The organism is Micromonospora sp. NBC_01796 (assembly GCF_035917455.1).
GTDB lineage: Bacteria > Actinomycetota > Actinomycetes > Mycobacteriales > Micromonosporaceae > Micromonospora_G.
Genome location: NZ_CP109078.1, coordinates 8392426 through 8409053, shown reverse-complemented (window position 1 = coordinate 8409053; position 16628 = coordinate 8392426). Strand labels below are relative to the sequence as shown.

Here is a 16628-nt window from a genome sequence, read left to right as displayed (position 1 = left end):
TCATGACGGACGACCGAGTGTTCGCGCTGCCACTGTCCGCCGGGCAACGGGAGATGTGGCACGCCCAGCAACTGGACGTCGGCGACCCCACGTTCAACATGGGTGGCTGGCTCGACATCCGGGGCCCGCTCGACGAGCGGCTGTTCGAGGCCGCACTGCGTCAGGCCGTCATCGAGACCGACTGCCTACGGGCGCACTTCGTCCCGGAGCTCGGTGTGCCGCGCCAGATCGTGGCACCGCTCGACCAGCTGCCCTTCAGCACGGTCGACCTCCGCGCGTTCCCGGATCCCGAGGCGGCCGCACGGGCGAAGGTGAACGAGGACCTCGGTCGTCCGATGGACCTGGTCAGTCCGCCGCTCTACCGCTTCTGCCTGGCCAAACTCGCCGAGGACCGGTCCCTGATGCTGGTCGTCGTGCACCACGTGCTCTGGGACGCGTTCAGCGGTGGGCTCTTCGCCCGCCGGCTGGGCGAGATCTACACCGCCCTCGCCGAGCAGTTGCCGGACACCGGCACTCCCTTTCCGCCCCTGCGCGCGCTGATCGAGGACGAGCAGGCGTACGAGCGGTCCGAGCGCTCCGGGCGCGACCGGGACCACTGGGTCGCCCGGTTGACCGAGGCCCAGGAACCACTCAGCCTGTCGACCCGCCCCTTCGTACCGGGCCGTGGCTTCCGCCGGGTCACCGACGCCGTGACAAACCCGTCCGGCGAGCGGCTGCGCGAGGTGGCCTGGGAGTCACGGGTCACCCAGCCGACCCTGGTGATCGCGGCCACGGCGCTCTACACCCATCGGGTCACCGGTGCCAGGGAGGTGCTGCTCACCCTCCCGGTGGCGAGCCGGGTCGGCGCACTCGCCCGGAGCATTCCCGGCCTGCGGGCCAACTTCGTGCCGCTGGCGGTACGGCTGGACCCGGCGATGACGCGTACGCAGTTGCTGTCCGACGTGGGACGGGCCCTGAGCGACACCCTCAGGCACCAGCGCTTCCGGGGCGACCAGATGCGGCGCCACCTCGGTCTGGCGGGTGACGATCGGCGCCCGTTCGGCCCGGCGATCAACATCCTGCCGTACGGCGTCGAATACCGCTTCGGCCCGTGCGTCGCCCGGATGCACGAGGTCTCCAGCGGCCCGGTGAGTGATCTGCAGATCACCGCCTTCGACGAGGCTTCGGGTGACCTGGGGCTGCACTTCACCGGCAACCCCGAGCTCTACCGGGATGACGAGCTGGCCGGACACGCCCGGCACTTCGGCACCCTGCTGGCCGGGCTGTGCGAGGCGGAGTCCGGGGTACCGCTGGGGCGGCTGGATCTGGTCGACGCGGCGGAGCGGCGACAGGTGCTCGTCGAGTGGAACCGGACCGACCGGCACGGCGGCTTCGCCGGTGTGGTGGAACGGATCCGCGCCCACGCCGAGGCCCGCCCGGAGACGGTGGCGGTCGTCGACGACGGTCAGGCGGTCGGGTACGCCGCCCTCGTCGGTCGGGCGAGCGCGCTGACCCGGCGGCTACGGGCCCACGACGTGGGGTCGAACTCGCTGGTCGCGGTGCTCGGCGACCCGGGTGTGCGGTTCATCGTCTCGGCGTTGGGCGTACTGGGCGCCGGCGCCGCGATGATCCCGTTGGACACCCGTGCGCCGGTCGGCAGGACAGCCGGGATGCTGGCGGACAGCGGCGTGCGGACCCTCCTGGTCGGCCCGGAATGCCGAGAGTTGGCCGAGGAGATCGTGGCGTCCTCGGCGCACCACCTCGACCTGATCATGGCGGACGACGCCGTCGACCCGGCCGGCGCGCTCACCCCCCTGTCGGGACGGGAGGACGATCTCGCGTACGTCATCTTCACGTCGGGGTCGACCGGTCGTCCCAAGGGTGCGATGGTGCACCGGCGGGGCATGGTCAACCACCTGCTCGCCAAGGTCGAGGACCTCGAGCTGACCGCCGCCGACCTGGTGGTACAGAACGCACCGCTGACGTTCGACATCGCCATCTGGCAGATGTTCGCCGCACTCGTCGTCGGCGGTCGGGTACGGGTCGTGCCGCGCGAGACGGCGGCAGACCCCGAACTGCTGATGAACCTGGTCCGGCGCGAGGCGGTCACCGTACTGGAGGTGGTTCCGTCCCTGCTGCGCGCGGCGCTGGACAGTTGGGACAGCGGAGCGCCCGAGATCGGGCTGCCCGAGCTGCGCTGGATGGTGGTCACCGGCGAGGCACTGCCGGCCGACCTCTGCGTCCGGTGGCTGGCCCGCTATCCCGACATCGTCATGGTCAACGCCTACGGGCCGACGGAGTGCTCCGACGATGTCACCCACGCGTTCATCGCCGGTCGGGACGACCTGCCCGACGGCCGGGTCGCGATCGGCCGGGCGGTCCGCAACACCCGGCTCTACGTGCTGGACGACAGCCTGCGACCGGTCCCGCCGGGCGGGCGGGGAGAGCTGTACGTCGGCGGGGTCGGTGTCGGACGCGGGTACCTGGGCGATCCGACGAAGACGGCGGCGACGTTCCTGGCAGACCCGTTCGCCGACGAGGACGGCGCCCGGATGTACCGCACCGGCGACCGGGTGATGTCCCGGTCGGACGGGCAGTTGGAGTTCGTCGAGCGCCGCGACAACCAGGTCAAGGTCCGGGGCCACCGGATCGAGCTGGGCGAGGTCGAAGCCGTCCTGCGCGGCCTGCCCGAGGCCAGCGACGTTGTCGTCGACGTCAGGCCCGACGCCAACGGGCAGAAACGTCTGGTCGCGTGGGTGGTCGGAGTCACCGACCCGTCGTCGCTGCGGGCGTACGCGGCCGGGGTGCTGCCCGACTACATGGTGCCGGCGGTCTTCGTCGCCCTGGACGCGCTGCCGTTGACCGCCAACGGCAAGGTGGACCGCAAGGCCCTCCCGGCGCCGAGCGCCCGTACCACCACCGGCCGGGCCGCACGGACTCCCGGCGAGCAGGTGCTGCGGGACCTGTTCGCCGAGGTGCTCGGGGTGCCGGACGTCGGCATCGACGACAGCTTCTTCGATCTCGGCGGCGACAGCATCGTCTCCATCCAACTGGTCAGCCGGGCCCGCCGAGCCGGCCTGTTGATCACGCCGCAGGAGATCTTCCGTCACAAGACCGCGGGTGGACTCGCCGCCGTTGCCCGGCGGGCCAACCCCACCGGCGTGGAGTCGGCGCAGCAGGGCACCGGACCGGTCCCGCTGACCCCGATCATGCATTGGCTCCGCGAGCACGGTGGGCCGATGGCGGCCTACCAACAGTCGATGGTGCTCCGGGTGCCGGCGGACCTCGACCCCGACCATCTCGCGGCCGCGTTGCAGGCGTTGGTGGACCACCACGACCTGCTGCGAGCCCGGATCGAGGGGTCGGCCGGCGCCTGGTCGATGACGGTCGCCGCGTCCGGCACGGTCTCCGCGGCCGAGATGCTGACCCGCGTCGACGTGGCGCACCTCGGTGACGAGCGGCTCACGACGGTCGTCGCCGACGAGCGGCTCGCCGCCCAGGCCCGCCTCGCCCCGTCCGCGGGTGTCGTGGTGCAGGCCGTCTGGCTCGACGCCGGCGCCGATCGGGCCGGTCGACTGGTCCTCATGCTGCACCACCTCATCGTCGACGGTGTCTCGTGGCGGATCCTGGTGCCCGATCTGCTCGTCGCCTGGCGGGCGGTGTCCACCGGCACCCGTCCGGTGCTCGACCCGGTACCCACGTCGTTCCGACGATGGAGCGAGTCGCTGACCGCCGAGGCGTCGGCGGGGCGCACCGGTGAGTTGGCGTTGTGGACGGGCATCCTCGGGCAGCCGGACCCGGTGCTCGGCCGTCGACGGCTCGACCCGGGCGTCGACCTGCGGCGTACGACACGGCGGGTGGAGATCAGCCTGCCGGTCGCGGAGACGGCGCCGCTGCTCACCCGGATCCCGGCAGCCTTCCACTGCACCGCCAACGACGTGCTGCTGACCGCTCTCGCGCTGGCGCTGGCGGGCTGGCGGGGCAGCGGCTCGGGCGTGCTGCTCGGGCTCGAGGGACACGGCCGTGAGCAGCTCCGGGAAGACCTGGACACCTCGCGGACGGTGGGCTGGTTCACGAGCGTGTTTCCGGTCTTCCTCGATCCCGGTACGGCCGACCGGGCCGAGGTCGACGCCGGTGGTGTGGTCGTCGGGCACGCCCTGCGCCGGGTCAAGGAACAGTTGCGCGCGCTGCCCGACCACGGGCTCGGGTACGGGCTGTTGCGTCACCTCAACCCCGACACGGCCGCCGTGCTGGCCGGGTACCCGATGCCGCAGGTCGGCTTCAACTACCTCGGCCGGTTCACCACCACGGCCAGCGGTGCCGACTGGACCGTGGCGGACGAGTTCGGCACGCTCGGCGAGGACGGCGACCCGGACATGCCGCTGCCGTACGTTCTGGACCTGCGGGCCATCACCGAGGACGGCCCGGACGGGCCCCGACTCACCGCCACCTGGTCCTGGGCCGGCGGCGTCCTCACCGAGGACGAGGTGCGCGACATCTCCGACCGGTGGGTGGCCGCGCTGCGTGGCCTGCGCGTGCACGCCGAGCAGCCGGGCACCGGTGGTCGCTCCCCGTCCGACCTGCCGCTCGTCGCGCTGACCCAGGACGAAATCACCGCGATCGAGGCCGAGCATCCGCGACTGTCCGACGTGCTGCCGTTGGCACCGTTGCAGGAGGGCATGCTCTTCCACGCCAGGTACGAGCAGGAGGCACTGGACGTCTACAACGTCCAGGTCGTGGTCGACCTCGAAGGTGAGGCGGACCCCGTCCTCCTGCGATCGGCGAGTGCGGCCCTGCTGGCCCGACACCCGAACCTCGGGGCCGCGTTCCGGTACAACCGGTCGGGGCATCCGCTACAGGTCATCTCCGACGGCATCGCGCCGGGCTGGGTCGATCACGACCTGTCCGGTCTCGACCAGCGGAACCGGCAGGCCGAGGTCGACCGACTGACGGAGCAGGACCGTACCCGCCGCTTCGACCTGACCGAGGCGCCGTTGATGCGCGCGACGTTGATCAGGCTCGGCGACGGCCGCTACCGGTTCCTGTTGACCAACCACCACATCGTCTCCGACGGTTGGTCGATGCCGCTGGCGCTGGACGAGTTCTTCGCCATCTACGCCAACGGCGGATCGGACACGGGGCTGGCCCGGCCGGGCGCGTACCGTGCCTATCTGACCTGGTTGGCCGAACAGGACCGGGACGCGGCACGGGCCGCCTGGCGCGAATCGCTGGCCGGGCTCGACCTGCCCACCCGCGTGCACGCGACCGAGGACGCGCCCCTCGGGGCCCTGCCCCGACAGGTCGAGGTCGAACTCACCGAGCCGCTCACCGCCTCCCTGACCCGGTGGGCGCGGGCCCACGGGCTCACCCTGAACACGGTGTTCCAGGGCGCCTGGGCGATCCTGCTCAGCGCCGTCACCGGGCAGCGTGACGTGGTGTTCGGCGCGACCGTCGCGGGACGGCCACCGGAGGTTGCCGGCATCGAGTCGATGGTCGGCATGTTCATCAACACCGTGCCGGTACGGCTGCGCGTGGAACCGGCTCTGACGCTCACGGAACTGCTCGGGCGGCTCCAGGACGGCCAGGCGGCCCTGATGCCGCACCAGCACCTCGGGCTCGCGGAGATCCAGCAGCTCGCCGGGCTGGGCAGCCTGTTCGACACCGTGGTGGTGTTCGAGAGCCACCCGCTGGACCTAGCCGGATTCCAGCGCCTGGACGACAACCTGCGCATCGTCGACATGGCGGTACGCGACACCACGCACTACCCGGTCAGCCTGCTCGTCGTACCCGGGCAGCGGATGCGGTTCCGCCTGGACTACCGGCCGGACCTGTTCGACCGCGACGATGTCGACCGGCTCGGCGACCGGCTGCTGCGAATACTGCGGGCAATGGTGACCGACGGCGACCAACCGGTCGCGCGGGTGGACCTCCTGGAGGGTCCGGAGCGGCAGCGGGTACTGGTCGACTGGAACGGGCCCGTTCGTGCCGTCCCGGCCGGTACGGTCCCCGCCCTCTTCGAGGCGCAGGCCCGGCGCACCCCCGCGGCGGCCGCGCTGCGCCACGGCGACACCGTGCTCAGCTACGCCGAACTGAACGCCCGGAGCAACCGGTTCGCCCGGCTGCTCGTCGAGCGGGGGATCGGCCCCGGGGACGTTGTCGCGCTGCTGGTGCCGAGGTCCGTGCAGACCGTGGTGGCCCTGCTGGGCGTACTCAAGGCCGGCGCCGCCTACCTGCCCGTGGACCCGAACTACCCGGACGATCGGATCGCGTTCCTGCTCGACGACGCGCGACCGGCCCTGGCCGTCACGACCCGGTCGCTGGGCGACAGGTTGTCCGCGACGCCGATCGAGACGCTGCTGCTCGACGACCCGGGTCACCGGGCGGTGCTGGACAGCCGGGCCGACGGTGACCTCGACGACGCGCGTCGGACCCGACCGCTGACCGAGCGGGACGCGGCCTACGTCATCTACACCTCCGGCTCCACCGGGCGGCCCAAGGGGGTCGTCGTGGAGCACGCGAGCGTGCTCCGGCTGGTGGCCGACCAGATCGAGCGGTTCGGGGTCGGCCCGGACACCCGGCTGCTCCAGTTCGCCTCGCTGAGCTTCGACGCGGCGGCCTGGGAACTCAGCGTCGCCCTGCTCGGCGGCGGATGTCTCGTCCTGGCAGGCGACGACGAGCGGGAGGCCGGCGCCGCACTGGCCGACCTCATCACCCGGCAGCGGATCACCCTGGTGAGCCTTCCGCCCAGCGTGGTCGCCGCGTTCCCCCCGGACACCACGCTGCCGCGCGACCTGGTGCTGATCGTGGCGGGCGAGGCGTGCCCGCCCGAACTCGTCGCCCGCTGGGCGACCGACCGCATGATGATCAACGCCTACGGTCCGACGGAGGCGACGGTCTGCGTCACCATGAGCGACCCGCTGCAGGCAGCCGGTCGCCCGCCGATCGGCCGCCCCTTGGCCAACACCCGGCTGTACGTGCTCGACCACGCCCTCCGGCCGGTCCCGGTGGGAGCCACCGGTGAGCTCTACCTCGCCGGTGGACAGGTGGCCCGTGGCTACCTGCACCGGCCCGCCCTGACCGCGCAGCGGTTCGTCGCCGACCCGTTCGCACCAACGGACGGCTCCCTCATGTACCGCACCGGCGACCTGGTCCGGTGGGCGCCCGACGGGCAGTTGGACTACCTCGGCCGCTCGGACGACCAGGTGAAGGTCCGCGGGTTCCGGATCGAGCTGGCCGAGGTCGAGGCGGCGGTGCGTACGTCGGCGCAGGTCGCGCAGGCGGCGGTGGTGGTGCGGGAGGACCGGCCGGGCGACCGCCGGTTGGTTGCCTACCTGGTGCCCGGGGCCGGCGGGACCGACCTGGCCGAGATCCGCGCCCACGTCGCGTCGGTACTGCCGGAACACATGGTGCCGGCCGCTTTCGTCGCCCTCGGGGTGCTGCCGTTGACCACCAACGGCAAGCTCGACCGCAAGGCGCTTCCCGCGCCCGACTACCACGCCGGGACGATCCACCGCCGGCCCGCCACACCCCGCGAAGAACTCCTCTGCGAGCTCTTCGCCGAGGTTCTCGGGGTGCCCCGGATCGGTGTCGACGACAACTTCTTCGCCACCGGCGGCCACTCGCTGCTGGCAACCCGGCTGGTCAGCCGGATCCGTACCGAGGTCGGTGTCGAACTGTCCGTCCGTGCGCTGTTCGAGGCGCCCACACCGGAACAGCTGGGACGACTGCTCGACTCGGCCGGGCAGGCCCGGCCGCCGGTCCTGCCCGCCACCCGCCCGGACGTACTGCCGCTCTCCTTCGCCCAGCTCCGGCTCTGGTTCCTCAACCGGCTGGAAGGGCCGAACCCGGCGTACAACATTCCGACCGCGGTCCGGCTCTCCGGCGTCCTGGACCGCGACGCGCTGCGGGAGGCGCTCGCCGACCTCGTGGCACGGCACGAATCGCTCCGCACGATCTTCCCCGACGACGACGGGAAGCCACGTCAGGTCATCCTCGCCGCCCGACAGTGCCGGCCGGAACTCGTCGTCGTCGCGCAGCACGCCGACGGTCTGGACGCCGCCCTGATCGAGGCGTCCGGTCACGGGTTCGACATCTCCGTCGATCCACCACTGCGCGCGACGCTGTTCGAGGTGGCCGCCGACGAGCACGTGCTGCTCCTGGTGCTGCACCACGTCGCCGGCGACGGCTGGTCACTGGCGCCCCTGTTCCGGGACCTGGCGCACGCGTACGCCGCCCGGCGTGCCGGGGCAGCCCCCGAGCGCCCGCCGCTGCTCGTGCAGTACGCCGACTACATGCTCTGGCAACGCGAACTGCTCGGCGGGGAGCAGGATCAGGGCAGCCGTGCCAGTCAACAGCTCCGCTTCTGGCAGGCCGCGCTGGCGGACCTACCGGCCCAGATCGACCTCCCCTACGACCGTCCCCGACCGGCGGTCGCCACCTACGACGGTGACCTGGTCGAGTTCCGGGTGCCCGCCCCGTTGCACCACGACCTGCTCGCACTGGCCCGCGAGAGCAACGCGAGCGTCTTCATGGTCGTACAGGCGGCCCTCGCGTCCCTGCTGACCAAGATGGGCGCCGGCACCGACATCCCGCTCGGCACACCGCTGGCCGGGCGGACCGACGAGTCCCTCGACGACCTGGTCGGGTTCTTCATCAACACGCTCGTGCTCCGTACCGACACCAGCGGGGATCCCACCTTCAGGGAACTGGTCGGCCGGGTGCGGGAGGTCGACCTGGCCGCGTACGCCAACCAGGACGTGCCGTTCGAACGCGTGGTCGAGGTGGTGAAGCCGGACCGTTCCCTGGCCCGGCAGCCGCTCTTCCAGGTGATGCTGTCGTTCAACAACGCGGACGCCGGGGCGATCGAGCTGCCCGGCCTGCGCAGCGTGGTCACCCCCGTGCCTACCGGCACGGCGAAGTTCGACCTCTCCTTCGAGATGTCGGAACTGCCCGGCCGGGCCGGGGCCGAGGGTGGCATCGACGGGTACGTCGAGTACAGCACCGACCTGTTCGACCGGGCCACGGTCCGGCAACTCGCCGACCGGCTGGTCCGGCTGCTCGGACGGCTGGTGGCGGAGCCGGACCGCCCGGTGCGGACAGTCACCGCGCTGGCCGACGACGAGCGGCACCGGATTCTCACCGGGTGGAACGACACCGGTCGGCCGCTCGGCGTGGAGTCCCTCGTCGACCTGGTGGAACGGCAGGCCGAACGGACGCCGTACGCCGTCGCGGTGACCTGCGGCGCGGACTCGGTCACCTTCCGGGAGCTGCACTCCCGCGCCAACCAGCTTGCCCGGGCCCTGGTGGCCCGGGGAGCCGGACCGGATCGGGTGGTGGGAATCGCCCTGCCGAGGTCGGTCGAGCTGATCGTGGCTACCCTCGCCGTCATCAAGGCCGGGGCGGCGTACCTGCCGCTGGCCTCGGACTATCCCGCGTCCCGGATCGCGTACATGATCTCCGACGCCCGGCCGATGCTGGTGCTGACCCGTCGCGACGGCGTCCACGACAAGATCGCGGACACCGCCGTACCGCGTCTCATGCTCGACGCCCCGACCGTCGCCGTGGAACTGGGGGAGCGCAGCGGCGCCAATCTCGGCACCGACGAGCGGCGTGGTGCGCTCTCCCCGGACAACCTCGCGTACGTCATCTACACCTCCGGGTCGACCGGCCGTCCCAAGGGCGTGATGGTCTCCGTCGCCGGCCTGGTCAACCTACTCGACGACATGTGCCGCCGGATCTCCCTGACCCGCGACGACCGGTGGCTGGCGGTCACCACGTTCGGCTTCGACATCTCCAACCTGGAGATCTTCGCGCCGCTGGCGACGGGCGCCACGATGCTCCTCGGCCATCAGACCGAGGTACGTGACCCGGCGCTGCTCGTGGAACTCGTCGCCCGGCACCGGGTGAGCGTGCTGCAGGCGACGCCGACGCTGTGGCACGCGCTCGTGCGGGAGGGCCCGGACAGCTTCCGGGACGTACGGGTCCTGGTCGGCGGGGAGGCGTTGACCGAAGAACTCGCCGGCCTGCTGCACCCGGCGGCCCGAAGCGTCACCAACGTGTACGGCCCCACCGAGACCACGATCTGGTCGAGCGCTGCGTCCGTGACCGGCACGGGGGCACCGACGATCGGTGGTCCGCTCGCCAACACCCGGCTCTACGTGCTCGACGGAGGGCTGGAGCCGGTGCCGCCGGGAGTTGTCGGACACCTTTTCATCGCCGGACTCGGACTGGCCCGTGGGTATCTGAACCAGGCCCCGTTGACCGCGGGGCGGTTCGTCGCCGACCCGTTCGCCGACGAACCAGGGGCCCGGATGTACCACACCGGTGACCTGGCCGCTTGGACCGCCGAAGGTGAGCTGCGGTTCGTCGGCCGGGCCGACCGCCAGGTCAAGGTGCGGGGTTTCCGGATCGAACTGCCCGAGATCGAGGCCGTCCTGCGCCAGCATCCCACGGTCGAGGACGCCGTCGTGGTGGCGCGCGAGGACCGCCCGGGCGACCGACGACTGGTGGCCTACGTGGTGCCCACCGAACAGCACGGTCGGCGTCCGGACCGGGTCGACGTCCCGACCCTGCGGGCACATCTCGCGCAGACGCTGCCCGACTACATGGTGCCGGGCGTCTTCGTGGCCCTGCCGGCGCTGCCGCTTACCAGCAATCGCAAGATCGACCAAGGTGCGCTGCCGGCACCCACCGCGACCACCACCTCCGCCCCGACCGGAGCGGACACCGATGCGGAGCGGACACTGCGGGCGATCTTCGCGGATGTGCTCGGTCTCGCCGAGGTCGGCGTCGAGCAGAGTTTCTTCGACCTCGGCGGGGACAGCATCATCTCCATCCAGATGGTGAGCCGGGCACGTAAGGCGGGGCTGCTGCTCAGCCCCCGTGACGTCTTCACCCACCAGACCGTCCGGACACTGGCGGCGGTCGCCACGGCGGTCGACGCCGGACCCGCCGCCGCGCCCGACGACGGGGTCGGCGACGTGGCACTCACACCGATCGTCGCCGACCTGCTCGACCGGGGAGGCGAGTTCGCGGGCTTCAACCAGGCGCTGCTGCTCCGCACCCCGCCGGCGCTCGACGGCGAGTTGCTGACCACCGCCATCCAGGCACTCGTCGACCACCACGACGCCCTGCGGCTGTCGCTGGCCGGTGGACCCGGCACATGGTCGATGCGGGTGGCAGCCCCCGGTGGCGGCAGCCCGGGAGCGTTCCTGCACCGGACCGACATCCGTGGGCTGGACGACGACGCGGTGGCACGGACCGTACGCGTCGAGGGGTCCGCGGCCCGGGACCGGCTCGACCCGGCGCGCGGCGTCGTGCTGCAGGCGGTCTGGTTCGACGCGGGCGGGGACCGTCCGGGGCGACTCCTGCTGATGCTGCACCACCTCGCGGTGGACGGTGTGTCGTGGCGCGTGCTGATGGAGGATCTGGCCGAGGTGTGGCACGCCCTGACCGCCGGTACGCGGCCCACCCTCGCACCGGTCGGCACCTCGCTGCGAAGTTGGGCGGCGCTGCTCCGGACGGAGGCGCGGACCGCGAGCCGGACCGCGGAGCTGGCACTGTGGACCAGGATGCTCGACCGGCCGGAAGAGCCGCTGGGCAAGCGACCGCTGGACCCGGCCATCGATCTGACCTCGACGGCGGGCCGACTGGACCTGCGCCTCCGCCCGGAGCTGACCAGGTCGCTGATGACAACCGCCCCGGCGGCCTTTCACGCCGAGACCAACGACGTCCTGCTCACCGCGTTGGTCCTCGCGGTCGCCCACGGCCGCACCCAGCACGGGGCGCACCCGACGGGCGTCTCACTGATGATCGAGGGCCACGGCCGGGAGCAGATCCGGGCCGACATCGACCTGTCCCGGACGATCGGCTGGTTCACCAACTCCTTCCCGTTGCACCTCGACGTCGGTGAACCGCAGTGGGCGGACATCTGGGCCGCCGGACCATCCGTCGGCCGCGCCCTCAAGCGGGTGAAGGAGCAGGTGCGGGACATCCCCGACCGTGGGCTCGGCTACGGCCTGCTGCGCTACCTGAATCCGGAGACCGCACCGGTGCTCGGCGCGTTCGAGGTGCCCCGGATCGGTTTCAACTACCTCGGCCGGCTTGGCACGGGAACAGCGTCGGACTGGTCGGTCGACACCTCGCAGGAGGCGCTGCACGGCGCGACCGACCCCGGTCTGCCGTTGCCACACGCGCTGACCGTCGACGTCGTGGTGGTCGAGCGGGTCGACGGGCCGGAACTGGTCGCGAGCTGGGTCTGGGCCGGCGAGATTCTGGCCGAGTCCCACGTCTACGACCTCGCCCAGAACTGGTCACGGTTGCTGGAGGTGATCGTCGAGCACACCAGCGGAGGCGGCGCGGGCGGGCTGACCCCGTCGGACGTCTCCCACACCTCGATCAGCCAGGCCGAGATTGACGAGTTCGAGAACGATCTGGCCGATTGGGGTGCCGCCACATGACCCGTACCCGACTCCGTGACGTCCTGGCGTTGTCGCCGTTGCAGGAGGGCATGCTCTTCCACGCCCAGTACGACTCCTCGGGCGCCGACGTCTACGCCGTACAGCTGATCCTGGACCTGGCCGGTCCCCTCGACCCGGTGGCCCTGCGTCGCGCCGGAGACGCGTTGCTCGCCCGGCATCCCCACCTCTGCGCGGCGTTTCGTTACCGCAAGTCCGGTGAGCCGGTACAGCTCATTCCCGACCCGATTCCGTTACCGCTGCGGGAACACGACCTTTCCCACCTCGGGACCGTCGAGCGGGACGGGGCGTTGACCCGGTTGGCCGACGAGGACCGCCTCGCCCGGTTCGACCTGGCCCGCCCACCCCTGATCCGGGCCACGCTGGTGCGTAACGACGTCCGGGCCCACCGGCTCATCCTGACCATCCACCACATCCTCGCCGACGGCTGGTCGATGCCACTGCTGGCCCGCGAGCTGTTCACCCTCTACGCCAACGGTGCCGACGACTCGGCGATGCCGACCGTGACGCCGTACCGCGACTACCTCGACTGGCTGTCCGCGCAGGACCGTGAGTCGGCCCGCGCGGCCTGGCGTTCGGCACTGGACGGGTTGTCGGAGGGCACCCGGCTGGCCCCGTCGCAGCAGCGGCGGACACCGACCCTCCCCGAGCAGATAGTCGTCGAACTCGGCGAGAACGAGACGGCCCGGCTGACGGAGTGGGCCAGGGCCCGCTCGGTCACCCTGAACACCGTCTTCCAGGGTGTGTGGTCGGTGCTGCTCGGTGCCCTGACCGGCCGGCGGGACGTGGTGTTCGGCGGCGTCACCGCCGGCCGCCCCGCCGAGGTCGCGGGCATCGAATCGATGATCGGGTTCTTCATCAACACGCTGCCGGTCCGGGTCCGGCTGGATCCGGCCGCCTCACTCGGCCAGACCATGGCGGCGCTCCAGCGCCAGCAGGCCGCCCTGATGTCGTACGGCTACCTGGGGCTCGGCGAACTCCAGGAAGTGGCCGGCCAGGGCGAACTGTTCGACACCGTGCTGGTGTTCGAGAACTACCCGCTCGACCCGTCGGGCCTGGCGGACCTGGTACCGGGACTGCGTCTGACCGGCGCGCAGGGCCGGGACGCCAACCACTATCCGTTGACCCTGCTCGTGGTCCCCGGCGACCGGCTCACGATGCGGCTCGACTACCGCCCCGACCTGCTCGACCGGGCACGGATGCGCCGGATCGCCGACCGGCTGGTCACGTTGCTGCACCAGGTGGCCGCCGGCGACGAACGGCCACTGGCCCAGCTCGACCTCCTCGACCCGGCCGAGCGGCACGACCTGCTGGTGACCCGTAACGACACCCACCACGACGTCGTCGCGCAGACCCTGCCCGAGGCGATCGAAGCGCAGGTGGCCCGGACCCCGGACGCCATCGCCGTCACCTGCGGCGCTCGTGCCCTGAGTTACGCCGAACTCGACCGGCGGGCCAACCGGCTCGCGCGCCGGTTGATCTCCCACGGGGCGGGCCCGGAGCGGTTGGTCGCCGTGGCACTGGCACCGTCCGACGAGTTGGTCGTCGCGCTGCTCGCCACGCTCAAGGCCGGGTCCGGGTACGTCCCCCTCGACCCGTTCCACCCGGTCGACCGGATCGAGTACGTGCTGTCCGACTCGTCCGCGGTCCTGCTAATCACCACCAGCGGGGTGCTCCCCGACGTCAACACCGGTGGCATCCCGGTGCTGCACCTCGACGAGCCCGACTTCCGTGCGGCGTGGGACGGGGAGGACGACCGGGCACCCGGCGACCACGACCGGACCGCCCCGCTGCGCCCGGCGCATCCGGCGTACGTCATCTACACGTCGGGCTCGACCGGTCGCCCGAAGGGTGTCCTCATCGAACACAGGTCGGCGGTCAACTACGTCCGGTTCGCGGCTCGGGCGTATCCCAGCGTCGCGACGATGGCGATCCTGCACTCGCCGGTGACGTTCGACCTCACCGTGACCACGCTGTACGCGCCGCTGGTCTCCGGCGGCCGGATCGTGGCGGCCGACCTGACCGCCGAGTCGGCGGTGCCGGAGGGTCCCGTACCGACCGGCGAGGTGTGCACCTTCCTCAAGGCGACCCCGAGCCACCTGCGTCTGCTGGACCAGGTTTCCGGCCGCTTCTCACCCACGGGTGACCTCGTCGTCGGGGGTGAGCAACTGCTCGGGGAGAACCTGAGCGAACTCCGGCGACGTCGGCCGGCGATGACGGTGGTCAACGAGTACGGACCGACCGAGGCGACGGTCGGCTCGGTGGTCTACGCAGTGGCGCCGGGCGCACCGGCTCCGGCCGGCGCCGTACCGATCGGCCGTCCGATCTGGAACACCGAGGTGTACCTGCTGGACTCGATGCTCCGGCCGGTGGCCGACGGCGTGGTCGGCGAGCTCTACCTCGCCGGGGCCGGCCTCGCCCGGGGATACGTCGCCCGACCGACGCTCACCGCGGCGCGTTTCGTGGCCAACCCGTTCTCCGCCGGTGCCGGCGCCAGGATGTACCGGACCGGCGACCTGGCCCGGTGGACCTCCGCCGGCGAACTGGAGTATCTCGGCCGGACCGACGACCAGGTGAAGGTACGCGGTTACCGGATCGAGCTCGGTGAGATCGAGAGCGTGCTCATGGGCCATCCCGCCGTCGACCAGGCGGCGGTCGGCGTACGCGTGGACCTGTCGGGCAAGGAGCGGATCGTCGGCTACCTCGTTCCGGCGTCGGCGGCGTCCAGCGCCGGCATCCAGGTGCTGCGCAAGCACCTCGCCGAGGTGCTGCCCGACTACATGCTGCCGAACGCCTACGTCGGGCTCGACGCGCTGCCGTTGACCACCAACGGAAAGCTCGACCGGTCGGCACTGCCGGCACCGGATCGGCCGGCCGTCGGTGGTACCCCTCCCCGCGATGCCCGGGAACGCCGGCTGGCCGCGATGTTCGCCGAGGTGCTGGGGGTGCCCGACATCGGCGTCCACGACGACTTCTTCGACCTGGGCGGCCAGTCGTTGCTCGCCACCCGACTGGCCGGCCGGATCCGGACCGAGCTCGGGGTGCGCTTGCCGATCCGCGCGCTGTTCGAGGCCCCGACGGTCGCCGAACTCGCGGAGCGGCTGGCGGAGCTGTCGGAATCCGACTCGTTCGCCACCATGATCCCGCTCCGCCCGCGGGGCACTCGGCCACCGATCTTCTGCATCCATCCCGGCGGCGGACTGAGCTGGTTCTACCGGGGGCTGACGGCCCATCTCGGCGCCGACTACCCGCTGTACGGCCTCCAGGCGCGCGGGATCATGCGGCGCGAGACTCTTCCGGAGACGCTTGCGGACATGGCCGCCGAGTATCTGGGCGAGATTCGGAAGATCCAGCCGGACGGGCCTTACCACCTGCTCGGCTGGTCGTTCGGCGGAGTGCTGGCGTACGAGATGGCCGTCCAGCTCCAGCGGGCACAGGAACGGGTCGCCCTGCTGGTCAGCCTCGACGGGGCACCGGCCACCCCCGACGAGGAACTGCCCGACGACCGCGAGCTGCTGCGGCAGGTCCTGACCTACCTCGGCTACGACCCGGACGCACTGCTGGTCGGTCCGATCGTGCTCGCCGACCTGGTCGCCCGGTTCCACCGCGACGAGCACCTGATGTCGGCCATGACCGAGGAGCAGTTGGCGAACCTGCTGCGGGTGTGCCGCAACAACGCGCACCTGCGGCGGGCGTACCGGCCGGCCGGGTACGTCGGAAAGCTCGTCTACTTCAGCGCCACCGAGTCTGACGCCGTACCCGGGTCGAACGCGCAACTGTGGCGCCCACACGTCGACGGCCCGATCGAGCGCCACGACGTGCCCTGCGCGCATGACTTCATGCTCACCGCAGAGCCGCTCACGCAGATCGGTCGGATCCTCGCCACCGAACTGAACCAACTTGCCGAATATCAGCGGGAGGCCCGTGTTGAGTAACAACCCGTTCGACGATCCCGAAGGTGTGTTCCTGGTTCTCGTCAACCACGAGGGGCAGCACTGCATCTGGCCCCGGTTCGCCGAGGTACCCGCCGGCTGGTCGACGGTCTTCGGCGCAGCCGACCGGGATGCCTGCCTGGCCTACGTCGAGGAGCACTGGGTCGACATGCGGCCGAACAGCCTGATCGAGGCGACCCGCAGCTGAGTGGTACGCACCACCACCGTCCGTCGCGACACC

At 71.6% G+C, this 16628-nt stretch carries 3 protein-coding genes; all 3 read left to right on the top strand.

Annotation, left to right across the window (positions count from 1 at the left end; translation table 11 throughout):
* Positions 1-2 precede the first annotated feature (2 nt).
* The 3 genes from OIE47_RS37385 to OIE47_RS37375 are packed head-to-tail and all read left to right on the top strand — an operon-like array spanning position 3 to position 16595.
* Positions 3-12437: a non-ribosomal peptide synthetase gene (locus OIE47_RS37385; RefSeq protein WP_326559281.1), complete on the top strand. Its 12435-nt coding sequence runs from the start codon at positions 3-5 to the stop codon at positions 12435-12437.
* Positions 12434-16390 (top strand): amino acid adenylation domain-containing protein, encoded by a 3957-nt coding sequence (locus OIE47_RS37380; RefSeq protein WP_326559280.1) that lies wholly within the window; start codon positions 12434-12436, stop codon positions 16388-16390. The genes OIE47_RS37385 and OIE47_RS37380 overlap by 4 nt, the downstream gene beginning before the upstream one ends.
* Entirely contained in the window at positions 16383-16595 is a 213-nt protein-coding gene (locus OIE47_RS37375) for an MbtH family protein (protein ID WP_326559279.1), read from the top strand. Before OIE47_RS37380 ends, OIE47_RS37375 begins: the two co-directional genes overlap by 8 nt.
* Positions 16596-16628 lie beyond the last annotated feature (33 nt).

Excerpts from the sequence above, each read along its gene's own strand:
- OIE47_RS37385 (WP_326559281.1), top strand. The coding sequence starts at position 3 with ATGACGGACGACCGAGTGTTCGCGCTGCCACTGTCCGCCGGGCAACGG.
- OIE47_RS37380 (WP_326559280.1), top strand. The coding sequence starts at position 12,434 with ATGACCCGTACCCGACTCCGTGACGTCCTGGCGTTGTCGCCGTTGCAG.